General features: G+C 68.7%; 19 protein-coding genes and 1 tRNA gene. 5 read left to right on the forward strand and 15 right to left on the reverse strand.

The window, feature by feature from the left end:
- Positions 1–4: 4 nt before the first annotated feature.
- Together ACIQ7D_RS09985 and ACIQ7D_RS09990 are read right to left on the reverse strand one after the other, a co-directional pair.
- Positions 5–1,141 (reverse strand): acyl-CoA dehydrogenase family protein, encoded by a 1,137-nt coding sequence (locus ACIQ7D_RS09985; RefSeq protein ID WP_403935684.1) that lies wholly within the window; start codon positions 1,139–1,141, stop codon positions 5–7.
- Between the two features lie 101 nt (positions 1,142–1,242).
- A complete protein-coding gene (locus ACIQ7D_RS09990) occupies positions 1,243–2,952 on the reverse strand; it encodes an aldehyde dehydrogenase family protein (protein ID WP_403935686.1) in 1,710 nt (569 codons plus the stop codon).
- A 207-nt stretch (positions 2,953–3,159) separates the two neighbouring features.
- Between ACIQ7D_RS09990 and ACIQ7D_RS09995 the strand changes: the two genes are divergently transcribed.
- Positions 3,160–4,167 carry a bifunctional lysylphosphatidylglycerol flippase/synthetase MprF gene (locus ACIQ7D_RS09995; protein ID WP_403935688.1) on the forward strand — a complete coding sequence of 336 codons (1,008 nt, stop codon included), beginning with the start codon at positions 3,160–3,162 and terminating at the stop codon, positions 4,165–4,167.
- Here ACIQ7D_RS09995 and ACIQ7D_RS10000 read toward each other — a convergent pair.
- Together ACIQ7D_RS10000 and ACIQ7D_RS10005 are read right to left on the reverse strand one after the other, a co-directional pair.
- Complete coding sequence (locus ACIQ7D_RS10000; protein ID WP_403935690.1) at positions 4,151–4,948, reverse strand: BTAD domain-containing putative transcriptional regulator; 798 nt, start codon at positions 4,946–4,948, stop codon at positions 4,151–4,153. The genes ACIQ7D_RS09995 and ACIQ7D_RS10000 overlap by 17 nt on opposite strands.
- 1,317 nt (positions 4,949–6,265) lie before the next feature.
- A tRNA-Arg gene (locus ACIQ7D_RS10005) sits at positions 6,266–6,338 on the reverse strand.
- 189 nt (positions 6,339–6,527) lie between these two features.
- Between ACIQ7D_RS10005 and ACIQ7D_RS10010 the strand changes: the two genes are divergently transcribed.
- The 3 genes from ACIQ7D_RS10010 (at position 6,528) to ACIQ7D_RS10020 (ending at position 9,287) form a co-directional block, all read left to right on the forward strand.
- Positions 6,528–7,415, forward strand: coding sequence for a DUF5655 domain-containing protein (locus ACIQ7D_RS10010; RefSeq protein ID WP_403935692.1), 888 nt, complete (start codon positions 6,528–6,530; stop codon positions 7,413–7,415).
- A gap of 601 nt (positions 7,416–8,016) precedes the next feature.
- On the forward strand, positions 8,017–8,253 hold the full coding sequence (locus ACIQ7D_RS10015) for a DUF397 domain-containing protein (protein ID WP_403935694.1): 237 nt from the start codon (positions 8,017–8,019) through the stop codon (positions 8,251–8,253).
- 92 nt (positions 8,254–8,345) lie between these two features.
- Positions 8,346–9,287 carry a helix-turn-helix domain-containing protein gene (locus ACIQ7D_RS10020; protein ID WP_403935695.1) on the forward strand — a complete coding sequence of 314 codons (942 nt, stop codon included), beginning with the start codon at positions 8,346–8,348 and terminating at the stop codon, positions 9,285–9,287.
- 10 nt (positions 9,288–9,297) lie between these two features.
- Here the strand turns inward: ACIQ7D_RS10020 and ACIQ7D_RS10025 are convergent, their stop codons facing one another.
- The 3 genes from ACIQ7D_RS10025 to ACIQ7D_RS10035 all read right to left on the reverse strand — a co-directional run bounded on the left by ACIQ7D_RS10025 (position 9,298) and on the right by ACIQ7D_RS10035 (position 11,222).
- Positions 9,298–10,158, reverse strand: coding sequence for an SAM-dependent methyltransferase (locus ACIQ7D_RS10025; RefSeq protein WP_403935697.1), 861 nt, complete (start codon positions 10,156–10,158; stop codon positions 9,298–9,300).
- Between the two features lie 52 nt (positions 10,159–10,210).
- Complete coding sequence (locus tag ACIQ7D_RS10030) at positions 10,211–10,789, reverse strand: hypothetical protein (RefSeq protein ID WP_403935699.1); 579 nt, start codon at positions 10,787–10,789, stop codon at positions 10,211–10,213.
- Between the two features lie 166 nt (positions 10,790–10,955).
- Entirely contained in the window at positions 10,956–11,222 is a 267-nt protein-coding gene (locus tag ACIQ7D_RS10035; protein ID WP_403935701.1) for a hypothetical protein, read from the reverse strand.
- Positions 11,223–12,201: 979 nt separating this feature from the next.
- Between ACIQ7D_RS10035 and ACIQ7D_RS10040 the strand changes: the two genes are divergently transcribed.
- Positions 12,202–12,558 (forward strand): DUF6233 domain-containing protein, encoded by a 357-nt coding sequence (locus ACIQ7D_RS10040; RefSeq protein WP_403935703.1) that lies wholly within the window; start codon positions 12,202–12,204, stop codon positions 12,556–12,558.
- 69 nt (positions 12,559–12,627) lie between these two features.
- Here the strand turns inward: ACIQ7D_RS10040 and ACIQ7D_RS10045 are convergent, their stop codons facing one another.
- From ACIQ7D_RS10045 to ACIQ7D_RS10080, 8 genes are all read right to left on the reverse strand, one after another.
- On the reverse strand, positions 12,628–14,151 hold the full coding sequence (locus tag ACIQ7D_RS10045) for a DUF317 domain-containing protein (RefSeq protein WP_403935705.1): 1,524 nt from the start codon (positions 14,149–14,151) through the stop codon (positions 12,628–12,630).
- A 64-nt stretch (positions 14,152–14,215) separates the two neighbouring features.
- Complete coding sequence (locus ACIQ7D_RS10050) at positions 14,216–15,334, reverse strand: DnaB-like helicase N-terminal domain-containing protein (protein ID WP_403935707.1); 1,119 nt, start codon at positions 15,332–15,334, stop codon at positions 14,216–14,218.
- Complete coding sequence (locus ACIQ7D_RS10055) at positions 15,334–16,566, reverse strand: DNA cytosine methyltransferase (protein WP_403936086.1); 1,233 nt, start codon at positions 16,564–16,566, stop codon at positions 15,334–15,336. Before ACIQ7D_RS10055 ends, ACIQ7D_RS10050 begins: the two co-directional genes overlap by 1 nt.
- A 5-nt stretch (positions 16,567–16,571) precedes the next feature.
- The gene (locus ACIQ7D_RS10060) at positions 16,572–17,441 is read right to left on the reverse strand and encodes a hypothetical protein (protein ID WP_403936088.1); all 870 of its coding nucleotides are present in this window, start codon (positions 17,439–17,441) and stop codon (positions 16,572–16,574) included.
- Between the two features lie 704 nt (positions 17,442–18,145).
- A complete protein-coding gene (locus ACIQ7D_RS10065) occupies positions 18,146–18,655 on the reverse strand; it encodes a hypothetical protein (RefSeq protein ID WP_403935709.1) in 510 nt (169 codons plus the stop codon).
- Between the two features lie 213 nt (positions 18,656–18,868).
- Positions 18,869–20,659 (reverse strand): type IV secretory system conjugative DNA transfer family protein, encoded by a 1,791-nt coding sequence (locus ACIQ7D_RS10070; protein WP_403935711.1) that lies wholly within the window; start codon positions 20,657–20,659, stop codon positions 18,869–18,871.
- A gap of 40 nt (positions 20,660–20,699) precedes the next feature.
- Complete coding sequence (locus ACIQ7D_RS10075) at positions 20,700–21,479, reverse strand: DUF317 domain-containing protein (RefSeq protein WP_403935713.1); 780 nt, start codon at positions 21,477–21,479, stop codon at positions 20,700–20,702.
- 3 nt (positions 21,480–21,482) lie between these two features.
- Complete coding sequence (locus ACIQ7D_RS10080; protein WP_403935714.1) at positions 21,483–21,989, reverse strand: hypothetical protein; 507 nt, start codon at positions 21,987–21,989, stop codon at positions 21,483–21,485.
- Between the last annotated feature and the right edge of the window lie 108 nt (positions 21,990–22,097).

Here is a 22,097-nt window from a genome sequence, read left to right on the forward strand (position 1 = left end):
CTCCTCAGGTCAGACGCAGCGGCTGGCCCGCGACGTGGTCCAGGTACGGGGTGGTGAAGCTCGCCCGCGACGGCGGGTGGAAGGACAGCCCGTGGGCCGCGCCGGCCAGGTAGGACACGTCGGAGGAGGACATGAAGGCGGTCCCGCCGAGCAGTTCGACGGTCTGGTTCAGCGCGTCGCCGAGCGCGTCCTGGGCGGCGTACCGGGCGACGAGCGTGCTGGCCAGCCCGGCGTTGCCCGTCTCGCCGTCCCGGATCATGCGGGCGGTGCCCTCCAGCAGCAGGGCGGCCGTCTCCAGCCGGGTGAGCACCCGGGCGCGGTCGGAGTCGCTGCCCCGGCCGCCGTCGACGACCCGCTCGACCAGCCCGCTGACGATGCCGAGGTAGCAGGCGGAGATGAGCAGTTCGAACCAGATCAGCCCGACGGTCTGGAGGTCGTCCAGGTTCCCGGCGTCACCCGGCTCGGTGTGCATCATGAGCTGCTCGTCGACGAAGACGTCGGTGAGCCGCACCTCGTCGCTCTCGGCGCCCGCGAGGGTACGGCTGCCCCAGAACGGGTGGATGGTGACGCCCTCGGTCTCGCGGGGGATCAGCAGCACCGACATCCGCGGCTCACCGCTGTCGGTCGGCAGTGCCACGCTCGCGGTGAGCAGGTCCATCGAGTGCGACAGGCTGCACGGCTTCTTGGCGCCGTTGATCACATAGCCGCCGTCGGCCTTGGTCGCCGTCATCATCGGCGAGAGGATGCCCCGGCCCGGCCTGCCCTCGGCGAAGCCGGAGGCGACCAGCAGCCGCTGTTCGGCGATCCCTTCGAGCAGCGCCCACTCCATGCCGCTGCTCTGGATGGACTCGGCCAGGGTGAACAGGGTCGCCACCGAGAAGTGGTGCATCGTGGTGGCGATCGCCAGGGACGGCGCCTTGGAGGCGAGGGCCCGGGTCACCGCGAGGGCCTGGAGCGGGTCGGCGCCCGCCCCGCCGTACGTCTTGGGGATCACGAGTCCGGGGCCGCCGGCCTTGCGGAAGTGGTCGAGGGCGGGGTTCTTGGGAGCTTCCAGCTCTTCCAGCGAGGTGCCGGAGAGCAGATCGAGCAGTCCGGGCAGGAATGATTCGCACGTCTCGCGTGCGGCATCCAACGAGCGCATGGATCCTTCTCAGTTCTGTTCGGGATGGTTCGCGGGCGTACGGACGCCGCGCACGGGGCTTCCGTACGGAGGCGGCCCCGGCCCGCGAGAGAGGGGTGCGGTCAGCGTTCGGCGGCGGCCTGCAGGGCCTTCCAGGCGCCGAACACCGCTTCGGAGGGGCGCGCGCCGGTGGCGACGCTCACGCCCTGGATGTGGGAGGTGCGCAGGATCGGGTAGTTGGCCTCGCCGAAGACGCCCCCGGTGAGTCCGGTCCCGCCGTGGGTCGGCAGATAGGGCAGGAAGCCGATGTGGGAGTCGTTCACCTTGAGCAGCCCGCCCTGGGTGATCCGGGTGACGATCCGGTCGACCACCTCGGGGTCCCGGGCCCAGGCCGAGTTCCGCAGCCCGTACGCGTTGCCGTTGACGAAGTCGATGAACCGCTCCAGCAGTACGTCGTCGGGGGCGGGCTCGGCCACGATCACCGGGAGCAGCGGGAAGAACGTCTCCTCGCGGACGGCCTGGACCTCCCGGGCCTGCGCCAGTCCGTGTACCTTCACGACCGTCGGCTCCAGGAAGATCCCGGCTGTGTCGCGGGTCCCGTCCTCCTGCATCGCGTGTCCGCCGCACACCAGCTCGGCGCCGTGGTCGAGGGCGTCGCGCAGACACGCGAAGAACTTCTCGTTGCGCAGCACCGGGGTGAGCAGGACGCCCTCCTCCGAGGAGCGTCCCGGCCTGATCAGCGCTGCCTTCTCGGAGAGCCGGGCGACCAGGGCGTCGGCGATCTCCGGGTGGGCCACCACCTGGTTGGGGATCATGCAGAGCTGGCCGGAGCCGTAGAAGCTCTCGGTGATGGCCTCGGCCGCCAGATCCAGATCGGCGTCCTTCCACACCAGCACGATGTCGTTGCCGGCCAGTTCGAGGATCGGCTTCTTGCCCGCGGCGATGCAGCGCTCCTGGAAGCGCATCCCGTTCTCGCTGCTGCCGAAGTACATGATGTCGTCGACGAGCGGGCTCTCCAGCCAGGCGTCCAGCATCGGGGCCGGGTCGCCGCACACCACGCCGAGGGTGCCGGGCGGGGCGCCCAGCTCCGCCAGGACCGGGGCCACGACCTCCTGTAGCACGTACATCGCGCCCAGCGGGGCGCTGCGCGGCGCCCGGACGACGAGGGCGTTGCCGGCCATGATCGCGGTCACGCCGAGCAGCGCGCTGGACAGCGGGGCGTTCTGCGGCGGGTTGAGGCAGACCACCCCGTCGGGGCGGCGGCGTACGGAGATCGTCCGCTCCCCGTGCCGGTACTCCTGGAGCATCTGGCTCCGGTAGAAGCCCAGCGACTCGGGGCCGAAGACCTCCAGGGCCCCGGACACCTGCCAGCGGGCCAGCGCGAGCGGGTGCCCCTCCCGTACGAGGACCTCGGTGATCTGATCGGCCTGCTCGACGAGCCTGCGGTACAGCAGGGTGCCGAACCGCTCGATCCGAGTCTCCGGGGGGAACGCGGACCAGGGCCCGACCGCCGCGGCCGCCGCCTCGACCGCCAGATCGGTGGTCTGCCGGTCCGCCCTCGCCACCCGGCCGACAATGGTGGCCGGCAGATTCTCGGCGGAAATACGGCCGCTCTCCAGCTTCCGCTTCAGGGTCAGCGTGGAAAACGCGTCGTCGAGCAGGGCGTCCGAGTCGACCACGTATACCCAGGACCCGCTCGGAACGTTCTTTCCGTCAATGAGGGAAAGGTAGGTGGGGACTTCAGGGCGAGGCGTTCCGGAATCTTCTTTTCCTGACGCCGAAGGCGTCGTGATGTCGCTGCTCACGCAGCCCCTCCGCTCTCCATTTCCCATCGTCCGACGGGAAAGTTCGCAGTTCCAAGTGGTGGTTACGACCATCACAGACCCCCCTGACAATCCCCGGAGACGGCGCTGAGACGCCGCTGAGACCGCGCTGAGACGGGCGTTTCAGGGAAATGGAAGAGAGATGCCGGAGAGTCTGCGGGGCACGGCACCGGGCACTCGGCCCCGTAACTCGACGCATCAGGCAACGGGAGTGAGATGACGACGCGCAGCGGAGAGGTATCCGACCAAGAAGTGCTCGACGTCCTGGAAAGGCTCCGCAAGGACGGCGACAATCCCAGCGCCTTCCTCGCGCTCAACTCCGGCAACGCGTACTTCACCGACCCGTCGCTGGACGGGGTCGTCTCCTATCGCGAGGCGGGCTCGTACTTCATCCAGTTCGGTGGTGTCCACGCCCCGCAGGACCAGCGGGAGGCGCTGCTGAAGGCGTTCCTCGACCATGCGCGCCGGCGCCGCCGCAAGGTGGTCGCCATACAGCTCCTCACCTCGGACGTCGAGCTCTATGTCCGGTGTGGCTTCACGGTCAATCAGGTCGGTTCGTCGTATTCGGTGCACCTGCCGAACTTCGCCCTGCGCGGAACCCGTTTCATGAAACTCCGCAACAAGATATCGAAGGCCCGGCGCAGTGGCCTTGAGGTGACCGAGGTCCCCTACGAGGAGTGCGCGGCGGAGATCGACGGCATCGACGGGGCCTGGCTGCGGAGCAAGGGCCGCCATGTCAAGGAGATCGAGTTCCTGGTGGGCGAGTTGGGCGGGCCCGTGCAGCACGCCCGCCGGCTGATGCTGGGGCGGCTCGACGGGGTGGCCATCGCGTACATCTCGTACTCGCCCGCGTACGGCACCCGCCCCGGCTGGCTGCACGACCTCAGCCGGCGGCTGCCGGACGCGCCGCCCGGTGTGATGGAGGCCATCAACCTCACCGCGCTGGAGATGTTCCGCCAGGAGGGCGCGGAGTGGCTGCACTTCGGCTTCACCCCGTTCACCGGGCTCGCCGACGAGCACGATCCGGACGGGGCCAGCAAGGCCACCCGCCGGATCATGCGGCTGCTGGCCGACCACGGTGACAAGGTCTATCCCGCGGCCAGCCAGCTCGCCTACAAGGAGAAGTGGGGCCCCCAGCTCGTGTCCCCCGAGTACCTGGCCTTCCACGGCCGGGCGCGGCTGGGAGCCATCTGGCAGATCCTGAGGGTCACGAAATCGGTGTGACCCTTTCGCCGGCGGTCGCCCTCGTCAGGTGAGGAGCCTGGCGGAGGATGTCCTGGAAGGTGTCACGCAGTCCGTGTCCGGGCTGCAGCCCCAGATGCTGCGACAGGTACTCGCGGGTGCGGTGGTAGGTGTTGAGCGCGTCGGCCTGCCGCCCCGAAAGATAGAGGGCGGTGATGAGCTGCTCACAGAAGCGTTCGTGCAGCGGGTACCTGGCGTGCAGTTGTTCCAGCCCCGGGATGACGGCCCGGGGGTGGTCGAGCCGGAGGCGGATGTCGAAGAGCCTTTCGTACGCTCCCAGTCTGACCTCTTCCAGTTGCGTGTACGCCACTTGGCAGATCATTCCGTGCCCGGCGTCTATCAGCGCCGGGCCGCGCCACAGGGACACCGCCTCGTTCAGCAGGTCGACGGCTTCCCTCGGGCTGTGCGCGCTCGCCGCGTCGGCGCGGGCCACCAGGTGGAGCAGCCGGGAGGCGTCGACGTCCTCTTCTGCCAGTTCCAGGACGTACCCGGTCGGCGAGGTCTGGATGACATTGCGCAGAGCGGCCTTCCCTCCGTGTGCGACCAACACCCGTCTCAACCGGGCAATGTGGCCGTGCAATGAATTTTCAGCGCTGTTCGGGGGCTCCTCGCCCCATAGTTCGTCGATGAGCTCGCTCCGCGAAACGGAACGGCCCACCGACAAGGAGAGGGCCGCCATGATCGAGCGTAACTTCTCTCCGGGTATCCGGACCTGAACCCCGTCGTCGATTACTTCCATCGGTCCGAGAAGATTGATCTGCAATTGTCGCCCGTTGCCTTCCTGATGCGACCGAAGAGTTGGCCCACGGAACGCCTCCCCTCCCGGGTCGGCCCCCGTGGTCTGGTGCCACCGTCCCAGCGGACGGCGGCACGCACGAACACCACTGTCGGCCCGGATTCACGATGAGATCACTCCGGTACCCAGCGATAATGCAGCGCTACTCGTAGGTAAGGCGGCCCAGTACGAAAGCTTGGATCGGTGAGCTGTGAACTTGGCTCATTCTCGTCGTTCTGTGTTGGACATCGCGCCACGGCAGGGTGAGAGCACGCCAAGTTGCGCAAATGCTCTGCGGCAACTCACCCATAGGTGCTGAGGCCGGGCCGGGCAGCGCGGGTGACCGATTCGCTTGTTCCGCGGCGTGACCGCTTCCGAACGGGCGCTGCCCGGCCGGTCGAACGGCCGGGTGAAAGGGCAGCTCTCGAAGGGTGTGCCCCGCGCCGTACGGGACGGGGCGCCTCGGGGGCGGCGGGCCCGTCTCGCGGTGAAGGCGGCCGGGAGTTGCCCGAAATGGCCGATCTTCGGTGATCTGCGTTTATGCGTATCTCGGCCGATGCACATGGGAAGCGGCCCGTCATCGGCGAGCCATCGTTTTCCGGTCGCGGTCCGCGCGGCGCCGGGGAGGCGGCGGCGGAGCGTATGGGTGAACAATCCGGGAATTCACCCGAATCCGATCCGCGGCGCCCGGGGTGGCCGGGAACAACGCCGGGGCCGCCCGTTTCTCGTTTGTTCGCTGCCCGTTCCGCGTGCCAATCGTTGTGTGCGATGACAAATTCCCCCGGTGCCCGGCCGGCCGGTTCTGCCGCCCTGGCGTGATCACGTCTGTGGGAAGGGCGCCCGGGTGGTGTCGGGCGCGGTGGCGGTGGCCCACACCCACCGCCACCGCGACAGCCACCGCCACACTCACCACCGCCACTCGCGGAGCCGGGTGCGCATATGAGAGAACCTTTCCCCGTGGTCCGGCCCGCGCTCTCGGATCGCCGCGGGCCCCTCGTCCCTGGGTAAGACCTCGTGACGGGCGTGAATAGTTCCCGGGATTTGCGCATAATTTTCCGGATGAGTCGGGGCAACCCGGGAAGTCCGGAGATCGTTTCCGGGGCACAGGGGGGCGCGGTGGGGGGCGGGAGAACGCGGACGGTACGGGGAAGTGCGGCCGGGTCGGATGCGGTGAGCTCGGGGGCGGCGGTGAGCCTCGCAGGCGGCGGTGGGCCTTACGCCGTCACTACAGCGCTCTCGCTAAACTACGTCGACCTGCGCAAAGGCCCTCCCTGACGGGAGGGCCGTGCACCGCGCGTAGAAGAGCGCCCCCGGCAGGACTCGAACCTGCGGCCAAGTGCTTAGAAGGCACCTGCTCTATCCACTGAGCTACGGGGGCTGACCTGCGAAAACGCAGTCCTTCCGGCGCTCGTCCCTGTGTGTCGTGGGACGTATGTGGGATCTGAGGCGGGAGGGCCTCAGAAGCCGATTGATACTCTCTCACAACATCTTTACAGCTCCGAGGCTCCTCCTGGAAACAATCCGGTATCTGTTCGCTGTTGCGGCGTACGGAGCCGAGGAGGGGAAGGTGTCGGGCCTGAAGCTGTTTCACACGAACGGTGGCGTGACGGAGGTCGTGCCGCGACTGGCCGAGGCCGAGGCGGATGTGCAGGGTCTCGTCGAGGCGCACATGGAGAGGCTGCTGGGGGTGCGGTTCCTGGCGAGCGAGTACGGCACCGGGTCGGTGCACGGAGGGCGGATCGACTCGCTGGGCCTGGACGAGAACGGGGCGCCGGTCATCGTCGAGTACAAGCGCGCGACCGACGCGGGCGTCATCAACCAGGGGCTGTTCTACCTGGCGTGGCTGATGGACCACCGGGCTGAGTTCGCGCACTTGGTCCGCGACCGGCTCGGGGCCACGGCCGCCTCCCAGATCCTGTGGAGCGCGCCGAGGCTGATCTGCGTGGCCGGCGACTTCACCCGCTACGACGTGCACGCCGTACGCGAGCACCGGCACAGCATCGACCTTGTCCGCTATCGACTCTTCGGCGACGACCTGCTCGGCCTGGAGACCGTGGCCTCCGTTACCGGGGCGGCTGCTGTTGCCAAGGGAGCCCGCCGTCGCGCGGCCGGGCCGACGCCTGTCCGCGGGCAGGGCGGTGCGCTGGCGGACTTGGCGGATGCGGTCGACGAGGTGCTGCTCGGTCTCGGGGATGGGGTCACCCGGGTTCAGCGTAAGCAGTACGCCGCGTATCAGAGGTTGCGGAACTTCGCCTGCCTTTGTCCGCCGCAGCAGACCAAGCTCCTCGTCTACCTCAAGGCTGACCCGAAGGCAGTCGAGCTTATCCCCGGCTTCACCCGGGACGTGACGGGGCTCGGCCACCACGGAACGGGCGACCTGGAGGTGCGGTTGCGTTCCGAGCGCGATGTCGAGCGCGCGGCCGAGCTATTCCGGCTCAGCTATGCGGCAGCGTGACCGGTGCGTGGTTGATGCGGGTAGGCGTGATGTCGTTGGTGTTCCTGAGGTGTTGCGGTTCCTTCCGGGAAGGCGGGCAGGGAGTGGCGGCGGATCGTTAATGATCCGGGGATCGCCGGTCTGGCCAACTGGCGACTCCGCGCTATGTTCCCCCACTTGCGATACGGCCGGGGTGACTGCCGAACAAGTCGGTCCTGCGACGCCGCCTGCGTTCAGACGAGTTGGAAGGCAGCCCGGTGCGGAAGGCCCAGGCCAGTACCGAACGAGATGCCTCACGGCACGTGGCAGCCGGGCGCTGCCCCCTGCCGTTGATCGGCGCGGGGGATACCGATCTTGCGATCGCCTGCAGGGAACACTGTTCGGCCATTTTCGCGGATACAGCCGTTATCACCGTCCGCATTAATGCTTTCTTCGTATGTATTATTTTCGCTCTCCCGAGAGCGCCCTTTCGAGGGACAGCGGGGCGGTGGTCCTGGGGGCTAGACTTTCCCCACTCTCACCAGTGCATGAAATTCTCACGCACTGGTGAAAATTGGTAAGTGGAGAGTTCGGGAAGACCAGAGGGCGGGCGTCGCTGCTGGTCGTAGAGGGAAGCGGGTGGATGGTGACTGCGGTCTACAACGGGATCGGGGCCGGCGAACTGCCGGTTCTGGAGTGGGTGAAGGCGTCCGTTAGCGACGGCGTCAATGACTGTGTCGAGCTTGCAGTGGTCGGTGAGAACATCGCGATGCGAAATTCGCGCGATCCGGGCGGACCTGCGTTGATCTTCACGCGACGTGAACTGTCCGCATTCATTGACGGTGCAACAAAGGGGGAGTTCCAGGAGATGACTGTCTGAAAAATTCTGCCCACAGGTTGCTGAGGGCCGATCGGGCGATAAAGATGTTCGCGCGGGGCGGGAGTTCCGCTTACGCGCGAGGAGTACGCATCGTGTCCGGTCAGCTCGTCCCTCTGCCGGGTAGGCAGGAAAAGAAGACGTCACGGTCCGCGCCGCATCCGCTGGCGCGGACCGTCGGCGCGCTGCTGAGGCACCACCGCGAGCTGAAGGGGTGGACTCAACGTGACGGCGTTGTCGCGGTTCCCGTGATGGGGTCGGTACCCACTCTGAGCCGGTACGAGACGGGAAAGCAGGATCAGGATCCGGAAAGGGTCGACGCGTTCCTCCAGGCGTGCGGAGCTTCCTCGGCGGTCCGTGAAGAGGCTGCTCAGTGCCTCCGTCGGATAAAATACTCGCCGGCGTGGGCGAACCCGTCCGATGTCGTCTCCGAGCCCCTCTCCGGCCTGTTTGCCATGGAGGCCACCTCCAAGTCCATCCGGACGTACCAGGAGAACGGGATTCCCGGCATGCTGCAGACGCGCGGCTACGCCAAGGCCCTGATGTCGGACTTCAGCCGTGCCCAGCCCGACGAGGAGCGGCAGCGCAGGTACAGCGCCCTGATCGACCGGCGCCTGGACACGCGGCTTCAGCGGCAGACGCTCCTCGACGACGACCACGCTCCGGAGTACGAAGCGCTTATCGGAGAGCCGGCTCTGATGATGGAGGTGGGCGGTCCGGCTGTCCTCCGTGAGCAACTGAGGCACGTCTACAGCCTTTCGGAGAACAGGCCGAACATCCACATCCGTGTCCTGCTGGGGAAAGCCCTGAGCCAGGGATCCGCCCTGCACACGTCGATGACGCTGATCACTCCGCACGATGGCGCGGTCAGCCGCGCCGTCTACCTGGAGACCAGGAACCGCAGCGGTGAACTGCTCGTCGAAGACGAGGACATCGAGATGTTCCAGGCATCGCTGGACGACTTGTGGACCAGAGCCCTGGACAAGGGTGAGTCGATGAAGGTCCTGGAGCACTACATCAACCAGCTCCACGACTAGCCGCGCACAGCTATCCGATCCTGGCCACACCTCCGTACGCAACCCACTCCGTGGAGCGTTGCCGCAGGGCCAGCTCGCTGTTCCTTCTCCAGCGCGAGACGTCCCCGGGGCGGTCGGTCTCCATCAGTTCGAGGCTGTCGAAGTACCGGTTCACCTCGCTCGTCGAACGGACCTGGCCCCACTGGTCGTCGGTGATGTCTGCCATGAACCGGGTGATCTTCGCGCGGAGTTCGGCGTCGTCGCTGGCGAACTGCGAGATCACAAGGTAACTGCCGGGAGGTAGCCGTCCGGCGACCTGCCGTACGAGGCCCCATGGGTCGTCGCGGTCGGGGATGCAGTGCAGGACCGAGACGAACAGGGCGGCGACCGGCTGGCCGCCCTGCAGCAGGCGCTCAACCTCGGAGCTGTCGAAGATGCCGTTCGTATCGCGGATGTCGGCCTGGAGAACGGCTGTTGTGCGCGGGTCCTCGGCGAGCTTCATGCGGCCGTGGGCGTGCACAAGGGGGTCGTTGTCGATGTAGACGACCTGGCTGGCGGGGTCGACGCTCTGGGCGACCTGGTGGACGTTGGGCTGGGCCGGTAGACCGGATCCGTGGTCGAGGAACCGACGCACGCCACGCTCATAGGCGAGGTAGTGCACCGCCCGTACGAGGAAATCCCGGTTTACACGGGCCAGTTCGCGTGCGCTCGGAGCAATGCGGATTAATTCGGCACATGCGTCCCGGTCGACCTGGTAATTGTCCGTTCCGCCGAGAAGATGGTCGTACATCCGGGCGACGCTGGGTTTACTGAGGTCAAGAATGAGCCGCTCCCCACGCTCTCGGCCACACGCGCCCCTCAGACGTGGTGGATCTCCAGGTGAAGATGCCATGTTAGGAGGCCGGTCCGAGCCACAGCTACCCGCTTCCACTATGGGGTGAAACTTACTCGGAGCTGTCCTGACGGCGAGGCGGCAAGAAGTGCTCCGGCGCACACCTCCGCAGACGGACCGCATTCGACCCCGGCATATGTGACTCCCGCCCGAGCCCGGCCGCCTTTCGCAGAGCGTTACGCCTGAGCACTTCGACAACTTCCGGCGCCATCCCCATCGCGTATCCGGCCTGCCGCACGGTCAGGCCGAGTTTGTAGCGCAGAATGAGCGCGTCCACCTCACGCACGCAGAGATTCCGCAGAAGCGTCCGCAAGGTCACCGTACGACGGGGCGCGGTCATGGCGCAGAGCAGCGCCCAGCCGAGGGCGGAGGGCACGTCGCTGCGCAGGGCCGTGGGCCACTGGACGCCGAGTTCACGCAGAGCCGCACGGGCGAGTTCGACGCCGGCGGCGTGGCATCCGGTCACCGCGCCGGCATACCGCTGGTAGACGGGCCAGTGACTGTGGCAGAAGGCGGTATAGGCCACGGCGGCGCCCGACCCGGCGCCACGGTACGCGCGGGGAGGTACGAACTGCCGCTCGTCGGCCGCAGGATCAACCTGCGGCCCGGGCGGACTGGACAGCGGCGGCATGAGGGTCACCTCGCCTCTGATGCTTCATCGGCCACGGAGAACGGCAGCGCGGTTCCCCGTACCGGCCGGGACGTACGAGCAGGGCCGCACCTCGGCGCGACGGGGATCGCCGGCTGCCTTCGACTGAGAGCGGCAGCCGGCGTCACGCTCCGGACCCGGTGCGGGGTCAGATGGTGCGACGGACCCACAGACGGGTGATCGCGCTGCGGTCCGAGACGGCCGCCACCAACACCGTGAACAGAAGCTGCACGGAGAAGGACTCCGGCCACACGGCGGCCCCCGTGATCGACCCCAGCGTTAGTACCGAGCCGAAGCGGAGCGTCAGCATGGTGACGCTCACCATTCCGGTTTGCGGGACGGCCGAAAACGGAATGCTAACGTCGTGCGCTGCCGGAAAGAGACTCTCGATCCTCCGGCGGACGTGCTGCATCATGCCCTTCTCCTTACGTCGGGTTCGGTTCGGCACGTGGGGAAGGGTTCCGGAGCTGACGCCAACCAACACGGGGCCCTTCCCTCGTGACTCCACGCACGCTAGTCGCATGGCGCCCCCGCCCGAGGGACCCGGAAATCATGCAAACGGAACACGGAACTCCACAGGGAATCTGAGTGGGCTAATCCGAAGAATGTTCCGCAGAGCCGGAGAAGTCATCGACCCCGCAAATATGATCAACCCCGGTCGCTATCGAACGGAAATTCTTTGTGCCGAGGTGAAAACATGCTTCACCACTTCTGGGGAGCGTCACCCCTTCGGGTGGTCTGCTCGGGAGCACGCCGTCGGACGGTGAAACTCCGTACAGATCGGACCGGACCCTCCTTGACGGCTCAGCACCTCCCGGCCAGGCCGCAGCGGACTCAGCCTTCGCCCAGTGGCTGGCCGACCGGGCCGCCGAAGCCCTGGCGCTCGACGCACTGCTGCCTGACCCGGGGATAGCGCCCAGCGGCACCGCCCGGTGGGCGGCCTGCGAGCCGGCCCGGATCCACCACAAGGTCGGCTACCCGCTCGCCCAGCGGGTAGCCGACCTCCCTTACGTCGAGCCGTGGGATGTGGCCGACGCCTTCCAGCAGCAGTAACGGCAGCCGCCGCCCTCACCAGTCAAGACGTGGCGTGGATCGCCTGGGCATCATATTCGAACACGTGCTTGAATCTGGGATATGGCTACGACCACCTTTGTTCAGGTTCAGCGGGAGTTGGCTGCGACGTATCGGCTGTTGGCTGATCGTCCAGGCAGTGCGGAGCTGCGCCGGCGTCTGCAACGGCTCACCGTTGCGGCGTTCTACCATCCCTGCTGGGCCGGGCGCCGTCCGGCGGTGCCGTTGTTGCCGCCGCGACGCGTTCACGGCCGTACGTGAGTGACGGGCGGCCGGCGGCTCGCGGTGGCCTGCCTCCGGACGAGGCCCGGCTCCGTGTGATCATGGCTCACCTTGATCGGCAGATCGCCGAGAGCGACACGATCGGGACGTGGCTTCGGCTCCAGCGTGAGGCTGTCGGCCGTGCGCTTGCCGCTGCCGACGTATCGGCTCCGGGGCGGCGGCGCGAACGGACCGGTCCGCCTCAGCGTGCGCAGGCGGGCTCCTACAAGCTGGAGCCCAAGATCCGTCCGGATCACCCGAGGCCGCCCTGCGTCCACGTTGGTGACTGCTCGATGACGCAGCGCTCGGCCAGTGGGATCAGTGCCGCCGAGGCGCGGCTGGCGCTCACCCAGTCGGCGGTCGGTGCGCAAGCCTGCGAGTTCTGCCGGCCGGACACGGAGCTGGGCCTGACGGAGTAGTCCCTGGTACGGGGCGGCGCCGGCAGGCTGGTTGGTCGTTCCCGTGCTGAGCAGTGCCGTCCGCTCGGCTCATCGGCTGTGCCGGGTGTGGGGGTGTGGTGGTGCCGCTGGTGTGGGGGCTGTTGCCGGTGTGGCGTGGTGCGGGGATTGTGCCGGGGCGGGCGGGGAGACCTGTTGGCGGACTGCGCCGTGGATGAGGTCGTAGGTGAGGTCGGCCAGGAGTTTGGTGGGGGTGTGGGGCGAGCAGTGGATGGCCCAGGTGGGGTGGTCTCTGTGGTTGCCGCCCCAGATGGTCCAGGTGGGCGGCGGGCTGTCGGTACGGGTGGTGGCGGCGAAGGCGTCGAACGCGGCGCCGGCGGGCTTGCCGGTAGGTTCTGACCATCGGATCGAGTGGCTGTCGACCGTCTGAGACCAGCATTCGTCGGCCAGCGGTCTCATGGCCTGGGCGACGGTCTGCTCGTTGAGAGCGTCGGCTTCCTGGGCCCAGGCGTCTTGGGCGGCGAGTCCGTCGAGGAGGACCTCCATGATTCCGGCGGGGGTGGCGGAGGTCGCGGTGAGGTGCCAGACGCGGGGGCCGGTGGGGGATTCGTAGGCGGCGATGGTCCAGGCGACATCGTTGACGTGTGCCTCGTGGACGAACTCGATCCGCAGGGTGAGTGATTCGTGGGTGGCGATGGTCGTGTTCTCGACCCACGTTCTGTATTTCTGCCAGTCGTCCTCCTCGTCGAGGAAGGCGTCGAGCATGGCTTCGTGGTTGCCCGGGTGGGCGGCGTACGCCGGGACGAGTTCTGTCCTCGGCTCGTCCCGTTCGGCCGGTGGGGTGGGGGTGCCGTCCGACCAGGTCCGCCACTTCTCGAACTCTCCGTGCGTCTTGAGGAAGCGGTCGAGGAGAGCGTCGTGGTCGTCGGCGTCGGCCAGGTGGACCGGGACGGTCTCCGGCTTCGGGCGGGAAGGTACGGATTTGGCGGTGGTGACGTCGAAGACGGAACGCGCTGCGATGGCGGCGCGCTCGGTGTCGGTCAAGGGCGCCGGTCCGGGGCGCATCTCGGCGGCGTGGACCTTCTCGAAGGCCACCAGTGCCTCCGCAGGTGAGTCGAAAGTGTCGGCGACCTGACGCAGGTGGTCCTCGCCGTGCAGGTAGATGGACTTGCCGCCTCGGTGGAGGTAGGTGCCGACCGCGACGGTGGTGTGGCCGTCGCGGGCGTGGGCGTGGACCAGGAGGTGGCCGTGGCGGATGGCGTCGTGGATCTTCTGCGCCTGGTCGGAGATCTCGCGGATTTCGCTGCGGGTGCACCAGGGCATCGGGTAGTTCGGCCAGGTCCATTCCTCGTCGATGGCCTCTTGGAGGCGCGGGGTGATCTCGACGGTGATGCCCTCGGCGGTGAGGTGCTTGGCTGCGTCGTGGGCCCAGTAGGGCTCCTCGTGGTCGATGCGGGCCAGAACCAGAAGGTTGGTGGCGGCGACGCTCCAGTCGACGGCCTCCAGAGCCATGAGGGCGACGCGGGCCTGGGTTCCGGTCAGGACGGCCTGTACGGCGCTCGGGTGAGTGGGGTGGGTGTCGAGGTGGACGTGGGCGTCGATGGCGGGAGTCACGTGGGGGTCTCCTCTGTCTCGCCGGTGGCCGGGCCTTCGGGTCCGGCCACCGGCGTATTCGGGGCTACCGGGGGGCTCGTGTGGATCGGGCGGCGGGCGCGGCCCTGGTGGTCGGCGGCCCGGCGCGCGTGGTGGGCGCGGGCCGCCGCCGCTGAGGAGGGGCCGCTCCGGTGACGTGCTGCCAGCGAGTGCGGACGGCGGCGATGTCGGCGAGGGCGCGGCGGGCGCCGACCACGAGCTGGAACGGGGTGTTCGCCGGGTCGTCGGCGTACACCGCGATGCGCCGGCCGGCGTGCTCGGCCGTGGTCAGCAAAGAGCGCTGCAGGGCCCGCTCACCCCAGTGCTCGACGGAACCGGCGGGCTCCGCCAGCATGCGCAGGACCTCGCCTGGTTCACTTCCGTCGTCCAGGAGGCCGCGCTGCTGGGCTTCCCATAGCACCGTGACGGCGTCGACGGGCTCGTTGCGGCGGGCCAGGGCCGTCAGGCACTGCCACAGGCCGGAGTGCAGGGGCTGCGTGAGGTCGCCGGGGAGCAGCCACCGCACGGAGCCGATACCGGCGGGGCGGGCCGTGGCGGTGGCGAGGAGCATCTGCTCCTCTTCGACGGCCTCAGTTGGATCGGCTGATGCGGGTGGCGGTGGTGCCGTGGTGCGGGGCAGCACGCCTGCGCGGGGCGGGAAGCGATGGGCGATGTCGTCCACGACCGCGGTGAGCGCGTCGGCCTCGGTGAGCATCGTCTGGACGGGGTGCGGGAGGGTGACGTCGTGGATGGTGCGCACGAGGCGTTCGGCAGCCGTCTGCAGGTGGCGGCGGGCGTGTTCCGCCTCGATCATCCGGGCATAGGCGGGGGCGTGGCCGGGCCAGGGGCAGACCTGGACGAGGGTGTGCAGGTAGGAGGCGGTCAGACCGCGGGCCTGCTCCCGGCTTGTGGCCAGTACGCGGTCGAGCCACCGCGTGTTCTTCGCGTGCTCGGCGAGGTCGGGCCGCGGCAGGGTGGTGATCGCGCCGTACAGGGCGGAGTGCGCGGCGGTGGAGAAGGAGTCGGCGGCGATGCCGCTCACGTCGTCCACACGGTGCGGGTCGAGGAGGAGGGCACCGAGGAGGGCCTGCTCGACGTGGAAGACGGGCTGGGGCGGTGCGATGGCGTCGAGGTCGTCTTCGTCGGGTTCGGGAGCGTTGGGCATCAGGCGGCGAGGGTGAAGTCGTCGGGGTCGAGGGTGACGCCGAGGTGCGGGGCGAGGAGGTGGCCGGCGAGGAGCGGTGGTACGGCGTTGCCGATCTGTGAGAACTGCTGGCCCTTGTTCCCGGCCCAGGGGTAGTCGGCGGGGAAGGTCTGGAGGGTGCCCGCTTCGCGGGCACTGATCCGGATCGGGTCCGGCGCCACCAGGTCCTCGGTGCCGACGTGGGGGTGGGCGGGTTCGGCGACCCAGGTGCATTCGTTCGCCCGGTGCCCGAAGAACAGCGTCCCCGCCGGTTCCGCGATGGACCGGACGGTGGCGTTGGCCTGGTTGTTGCTCCGCAGCGACCATGACCACCGATGCGCCCCCGTCACCGATACGGCTGCCGGGGCGCTGGGCTGGTCGGCGGCCCGGTGGGAAGGCGGGGTGGTTCCCTTTGGGCGGGGTGTCCAGGTGCCGCGGTCGCGGGCGTCGGACAGGGTTTTCCGTGAGCCGGAGGGGAAGGGTTCGGGGCCTCCGCCGGGGCCGCCGCCGGCGCAGACGGTGGGGACGGGGCGGTCGGTGGCGCCCCAGCCCAGGGCCTCGGACATGCTGACCCAGCGGGCACGGCCCGGCCCGAACAGCGACTCCGGTTCCGCGACCCGGGCGTGGGTCGGCGGGGGAGGCTTGGCGGTACGCACGCGGGAGGCGAGGAGGATCGCCCGCCGTCTGGTCTGGGGCACGCCGTAGTCGGCGGCCTGGATGATCCCGGTCCACACGGAGAACCCCCAGGGCCGGAGAACGGCCGCGTACTGCCTCCACAAGGGCAGCACGTCGGGGACCTCTTCCATGGCGATCCACTCCGGCTCGCCCACCGTGTTCAGCGCGTGCAGGTAGCGCATGGGCTCGGCGGCCAGGAGAGAACGCACGTCCTGGCAGGCGGTGAGGATTCGCGCGCGGGTGTCGCGTCCGGCTGCGAGGTCGGCGACCGCTTGGTGGACCAGCGGCTGGTCCACCAGCCCCAGGCGCTTGCCCGCCATCGACCACGCCTGACACGGAGGACTCGCCAGCACCCCCTTCGTCCGGCCCAGCCACGGCCATGTCGGATACGCCGCCACATCCGTGCGCACCGTCACCTGCCCAGCCCGTTGACGAGTCCGGCAGGCCCACGCATCCCACTCCAGACCCACATCCCGGGCCCCGAGCACGCTCAGAGCGTGACTCCACCCGCCCGGACCCGCGAACAAATCAAGGACGATCCCCCTCACGAAGCCAGACCGAAGTTGTCCCGCACCGGATCGACGTCACCGCGGCACGCCCAGGGGGAGCAGCCGTCCACCACCCCCTTCTCCAGATCCTGCGCGTCCGGCGCACCCTCGAGTTCGGGCTGGAGGGCGGCCCATTCCGCTGCGGTGACGTGGTCGATCGGCGCCTCACTGAGCGGTACCCGGGAGCGGTGGAGGAACGCTTGGCCGAGCAGTTTGTTGCCGGTCTCGTTCGCGCGGGCGTTGCCCTGGCGGATCGCGGCGTCGAACTCCACGACGTCCTGCCACTCGTCCGGGCTGGTGTCGCGGATGTGCCGCCACTGCGCGTTCCCGTGGAACGGGCAGCCCAGGCACGAGGATTTCGGGGTGTCCGCGAGGCCGAGCGACGTGAGGTAGCGGACGCAGTCGCTGCGCGACCAGCCCATGTCGATGAGTGGATGCCGGTTGCGCATGTAACGGACGTCGGCGTCCTTGGCCCGGTGGAATTCGTCCGTGGATATCCCGACCCACTGCTCGACGAAAATTTCCTTGGGGATACGCTGCGGGTGGGGATATTCGAGGAGTTCGCGGACCTTCTTCTTGATCGGCTTGATTTTGTATTCGCCGGTGCACTGGCGCCGGGTCATGCCCTGCTTGCCGTCCTTGTTCAGGATGTATAGCGGCATGGAAGCGAAACGGTGCCCGGGATCGAGCGCATCCTTACGGATGTTACCCGAGGAGGCCCGGAGGACGGGGATGCCGGCGGGTTTGGCTATCTCCTTTTCGATACGGTCGAGATGGGAGTAGACGGTTGCAGGTTCCCATCCGGTATCGGCGAAGATGGCGTAATCAACCTTGGGGAGAATTCCTTCGGCGGACAGGGCGAGCAACGTGCTGGACTGAACTCCGGCGCCTAGTGAAAGGATTTTCAGGGTGGGGGTGCTCATGGAATTCCAGGGGTGAGGGCGGCGTGGGATCCGCGCGGTGAAGGGACAGTCGGGGCAGCCCGGGCGACGGGCCGGCGGCTGCGGCATCCGAGGCCGGTCAGGACGAGGGTGCGACGTCGCGAATCGGACGGGCTGCGGATTTCGGCGGAACTGCGTCCTTGGGTGGACCGATGGAGGTCAGCGGGTGCGCGGCGCGGCTGCAGCGGTGCTGGCTGGCGGCGGTGCGGGCGGGCTCGTTTTGGCGCGGGTGTGATTGGTGGTGCCGCGGAGGACTTCGAGGTGGGCGCCAGTTTCGGCAAGGCGCCAGAACGCCCATCCGGTACGGATGGGCGAGACCTGCGGGCGTAGCGCCGTGATGACGGCGCGAGCAGCGCCGCTGGGGGTCCTGTACTGCCCCGCCCCGGGGCCCGCGGGGATGCTCAAGGCTCCGGTGGAACGGTCGAAGTGCCCCTCGATGCGACGGCGCTGATAGATGGCGTAGACGGGGGTGAGCATGTCCGCGCGGGCTGGTGTCTCGGATGAGGGTTGGGCGTAGGTGCGGAGCAGGTGAGCGATGGTCTCGCTGGCGGTGAGCCCCAAGGCGCAGGCGAGGAGAGCCACTTGTTGGTGAATGTCGGCCTCAACGTGGAGGTGCTGGGGTGCGGATGTCAGGTCGTTCTCCTCGGAGGTGGTGGAGCGGAGGCCAACCAGACGTCGGGCTGTGGCTGTGTTGTACCTCCGAAGCCGCTTTGAGTGCTGACCGGGCGCGCATGGCTTCGGCGGCTGGGATGGGCGTGCAAGTTGTGGAAGTGAGGAGCAGCCTGGTCGAGGAGGTCCGCGACCTGCTGCGCGAGGTCGTGCGCCTGACGCAGATGTACGGCGGCTTCTTCGGGGAGTCGCTCCCACTGGGCCCTGTACTGGTAGCCCTTGATGATCTCGGCTCCGTCGCGGAGCTGGTCGGCGACCCGCCGTACGATCGCTGCCCGCTGCTGGCCGGTGTGCGTGGTGCGGGTGGCCTGGAGCAGCGCGTCGAGGGCGGTGGGCAGCGGGTCGGGGGCCGTGGGCAGGCCGTAGAGCTGGGCGTGCAGCCATTGGGCGACTTCGGCGGCTGGTCCTCCGCTGCCCTTGTGGTGGAACTCGGCGGCGGCCTGGGGCCGGACGCGGAAGCTGACGATCACGTCCCGCGGGGCGGCGTCGGGGTGGATCCGGCTTGCGAGAGCACGAGCGAGGTCGTGGGATGTGGGGGGGCATCGGCGGACGTAGGGACTCCAGGGCGAGAGGGGGAGGGAGCGTGCAGTCGTTCGTCGGCCTGACGAACCCCGTACCGCGGGGAGTTTGCGTGTGCCGGCGGTGGGTGGTGACGGTGTCACGCGCGGACGGGCTCCTTCGCCTCACGTGGCCTTGCCGAAGCCGGACTGTGTCGGCGTGTGTTTGGCGACGGCGCGTTCGGTGATGGCCGTTGAGGCATGGGCGGAGGCGGCGGACAGTTCGCCGGCGCCCGGTTCCAGGTACCAGGGACGCAGGTCGAGCATGGCGGCACGCATCCCGGTGGCGAAGCACAGAGCGGTGCCCTTGGCGAGGGCACGGATGGCGTCGGCGGGCAGGATCCGCTCCTGTCGCATGGACACGGAAGTGGACTTGCCGGATTCGGAGTGGGAGGTGGAAAGGGTCTCCACGTCGTGGTCGCCGATCAGACGGGACAGCTTGTCCGCGAAGTCGGGGTCGTCGATACCGGATCCGATGACCTTCACAGTCGAGGCCGACCACAGGGCATCCATGCCGGCGTCGCCCCAGACTTTCTGGCCCTGGCGGTAGGACTGGAGGATCGTGATGGGGATGATCCCTCGCGAGCCCAAGTGGGAGTACAGGTCGGGGAGATCACTGATTTTGCACACGTTGGCGGCCTCGTCGAGGATCGCGAGCATCGGCGGGTCGAGACGTCCGCCCGCGCGTTCGGCCTGGGCGGTCGCCGCGCGCATCACCGAGTCGGCGCACGCGGCGATCAGTGCGCTCGCGCCGCCTCCGCCGTCCTTCGACAGGAGATACAGGGTGTCGGTGGAGGTGACGAAGCCGGACGGTTTGAATTCGGCGGTGTCCTTCTGGGGGGTGACCCAGGCCGCGATCTGTGAGTTGAGGAGGGCTGCCGCATATTGGCGGGCGGTCTCGTAGATGCCGTCCCGTGTCTCGGGTGGTCCTTCAACCGTGCCCTTGAGCTGGGCCGCGACGGGGGCGAAATCGTGGTCGCGGAGGATGTCGAGGGGGGTGCGGTCGGCGGGGAAGGCGAGCCACGCCATCACATCGGTGATCGGCCGCTCGTCGAGCGCCGCGGCGAGGAAGAGCTGGGAGAGGATGTTGCTCCCGGCCTTGGACCAGAAGTCCCCCTGCTGTGAGGCGTCCACGCTCGCGGCGAGGAAGTGTCCGGCGAGACGGCCGGCCCCGTCGAGGGTCTTGGCGTCGGCGAGGGGGTTCCACCACATCTGGCGTTCGGCGTGGGCGATCTGCTGCGGATCCATGGTCCACGTCCGCCCGGCCCGTCCCCGGGCGCCGAGCGTCGCGGTGAACGCGTCGCCCGCAGCCTTGTTCGAGGTGAGGAGGACCGCGCCGGGCGCGGAGAGGATCGAGGGGATCGCCAGGCTGGTGGTCTTGCCGGAACGCGGGGCCATGATCGCGACGGCGACGTCCTCGTACCCCATGCGGACCTCGTGGCGGGTGCCTTGGAGGTTGCCGAGGAGGATGCCGGTGTCGTTCGCGTCGATGTGCTTGGCGCTTTTCAGGCTCGGGCGCAGGGAGCGGGCCTTGTCGGTGATCGCCTTGGCCATCAGGGGCTCGATGTCCCCTGCCGTGGCCATCCCTGTGATCTTCTTTCTCCGGCCGCCGCCGCGGGTCTTGTGGCGGGACCACAGCACGCCTGCCACGGTCAGGAGGGCGAGCAGGACCGTGACGGGGATGATCCGCGCGCCGATCAGCAGGGACATCTCCCCGGCCCGGGGCCAGAGTTGGTCGGGGCGGAGCAGGGCTGTGGCCGGTTCGTACGGCGCCCACGGGGTTCCGGCGAGGTACGCGGTGATGTTGCCGGACAGCCAGGCGAGATGAGACAGAGGGACGACGACCGCCGCTGCTCCGAGGAGGAAGCGCAGGGCGATGTCGTACCCGTCGGTGGAACTGCTGGGGGGAGAGGACAAAAGGGCGAAGCGCTTCCGGAAGGAGGAGAAGGGGGGAGGGTCAGCGAAGGCGGCGGGGACCGGTCGGTGGGGGCTTCGGTGGGCGCAGGGGCGTCGGCGGGGCCGGGCGGCGCTCGGCGAGGGCGCGGACGCGGTCCTCCAGCGCGGAGGCGACCTGCTGGGCGGGGAGTTCACGCTGCGTGTGGGTGATCAGGCGCGTGCCGTAGGCGGGGACGGTCAGTGAGATGTACTGGCGGGGGACCGGGCTGGTGTCGGCGAGTGCGCGGGTGAACGCGCTGATCAGGACGGGCGGTGTGTGCCGGCTGAAGACGGCCTGCCATACCGGTCTCTGGGACGGGCCGAGTGTGGTGCTGGCGAGCCAGCAGTCGCTTGCCTCGGTGACGATGTGCTCGACGTACGCCCTACCGTCGGGTGAGACGAGCCCGTCGGTGCTGGAGTGGGGTTTCCAGTCGGCGTCGAGGAGTGGCTCGTAGGGGTCCGTGCCGGTGGCCAGGCTGGTGGCGGGATCGGTCAGGGCGTCGGCGACGGCCGCGATGGTCTCGACAGGAGTGCCGGCGCCGAAGCTGGTGGACCAGGCCGGACGGTCACCCTCGGCGGTGTGGTGCAGGGCCCACCACTGCAGGCCGTTTGCCGGTTCCAGCCGCAGGAGGGCTGTCTGGTCGGGGCTGGAGAGGATCACGCGCGGCATCAAGGGGTCGTTGCCGTGGCTCCAGCCGCAGGCGCGGTGCAGGGGGACGGTGACCCAGGCCGGATCGCCACCGCCGGCCAGATGCCGCGGCGCGACGAAGTCCATTTCAACCGTTTCGGGTTGGCCGGTCACGTGTCACCTCCGTGCCGTGGTGGTCCGGCCGGGCGCGGCGGCGGAGGCCGGTGAACGGGGGGAGGTTGAGGGGGCGGGAGGGGTGGCGGTGTGGATTTCGCGGATGACGTGGCCGTGGGTGGCCCAGTCGTCCAGGTAGCTCCACGCTTCACCGTGGTATTCGGCGAGCGCGTCGTCGAACACCGCGGTGCCCGGCTTGGCGTCGGCGGGCAGGCTGTCGCGGGTCGCCAGCCATTCTTCGTGCAGGGTGTCGAGTTGTTCGAGGGCTGCGCGCAGGGTGCTGAGCTGCCATATCCAGCGGTGTTGCACCGCGCGGGCGGGCAGGGCGGCGAACTGATTTTCGGCGGTGGTCAACAGATGCTGTGCGCTGTCACGGACGGTTTCGAACGCCTCGGCGGTCTCACGGTCCCGTCGGGCGGCGCGGTGCCCGTAGGCGTGGGTGTCGTGGGGCCAGCCGTCGAGGTCGGTGTGTTCGTCGGAGTACGTGTTCCAGGCGTCGAGGATGGTCAAACTGTCGCGCAGGAAGCGGTCGAGCGATGTGCGGTGAGGATCAGGCGTCGTGGGGATGGGAGGTTCCTTGGGGCAGACGGCGAGGGACGGAGCGCGGCGCCGTGCGGT

It is taken from the genome of Streptomyces sp. NPDC096310, from assembly GCF_044763125.1.
Classification (GTDB): domain Bacteria; phylum Actinomycetota; class Actinomycetes; order Streptomycetales; family Streptomycetaceae; genus Streptomyces.

What these genes read in the sequence shown, in the direction of transcription:
- ACIQ7D_RS09985 (WP_403935684.1), bottom strand. Translation starts at nt 1,141, where the DNA reads ATGCGCTCGTTGGATGCCGCACGCGAGACGTGCGAATCATTCCTGCCC.
- ACIQ7D_RS09990 (WP_403935686.1), bottom strand. Translation starts at nt 2,952, where the DNA reads ATGGGAAATGGAGAGCGGAGGGGCTGCGTGAGCAGCGACATCACGACG.
- ACIQ7D_RS09995 (WP_403935688.1), top strand. Translation starts at nt 3,160, where the DNA reads ATGACGACGCGCAGCGGAGAGGTATCCGACCAAGAAGTGCTCGACGTC.
- ACIQ7D_RS10015 (WP_403935694.1), top strand. Translation starts at nt 8,017, where the DNA reads ATGGTGACTGCGGTCTACAACGGGATCGGGGCCGGCGAACTGCCGGTT.
- ACIQ7D_RS10025 (WP_403935697.1), bottom strand. Translation starts at nt 10,158, where the DNA reads ATGGCATCTTCACCTGGAGATCCACCACGTCTGAGGGGCGCGTGTGGC.
- ACIQ7D_RS10030 (WP_403935699.1), bottom strand. Translation starts at nt 10,789, where the DNA reads ATGCCGCCGCTGTCCAGTCCGCCCGGGCCGCAGGTTGATCCTGCGGCC.
- ACIQ7D_RS10035 (WP_403935701.1), bottom strand. Translation starts at nt 11,222, where the DNA reads ATGATGCAGCACGTCCGCCGGAGGATCGAGAGTCTCTTTCCGGCAGCG.
- ACIQ7D_RS10040 (WP_403935703.1), top strand. Translation starts at nt 12,202, where the DNA reads ATGGCTCACCTTGATCGGCAGATCGCCGAGAGCGACACGATCGGGACG.
- ACIQ7D_RS10050 (WP_403935707.1), bottom strand. Translation starts at nt 15,334, where the DNA reads ATGCCCAACGCTCCCGAACCCGACGAAGACGACCTCGACGCCATCGCA.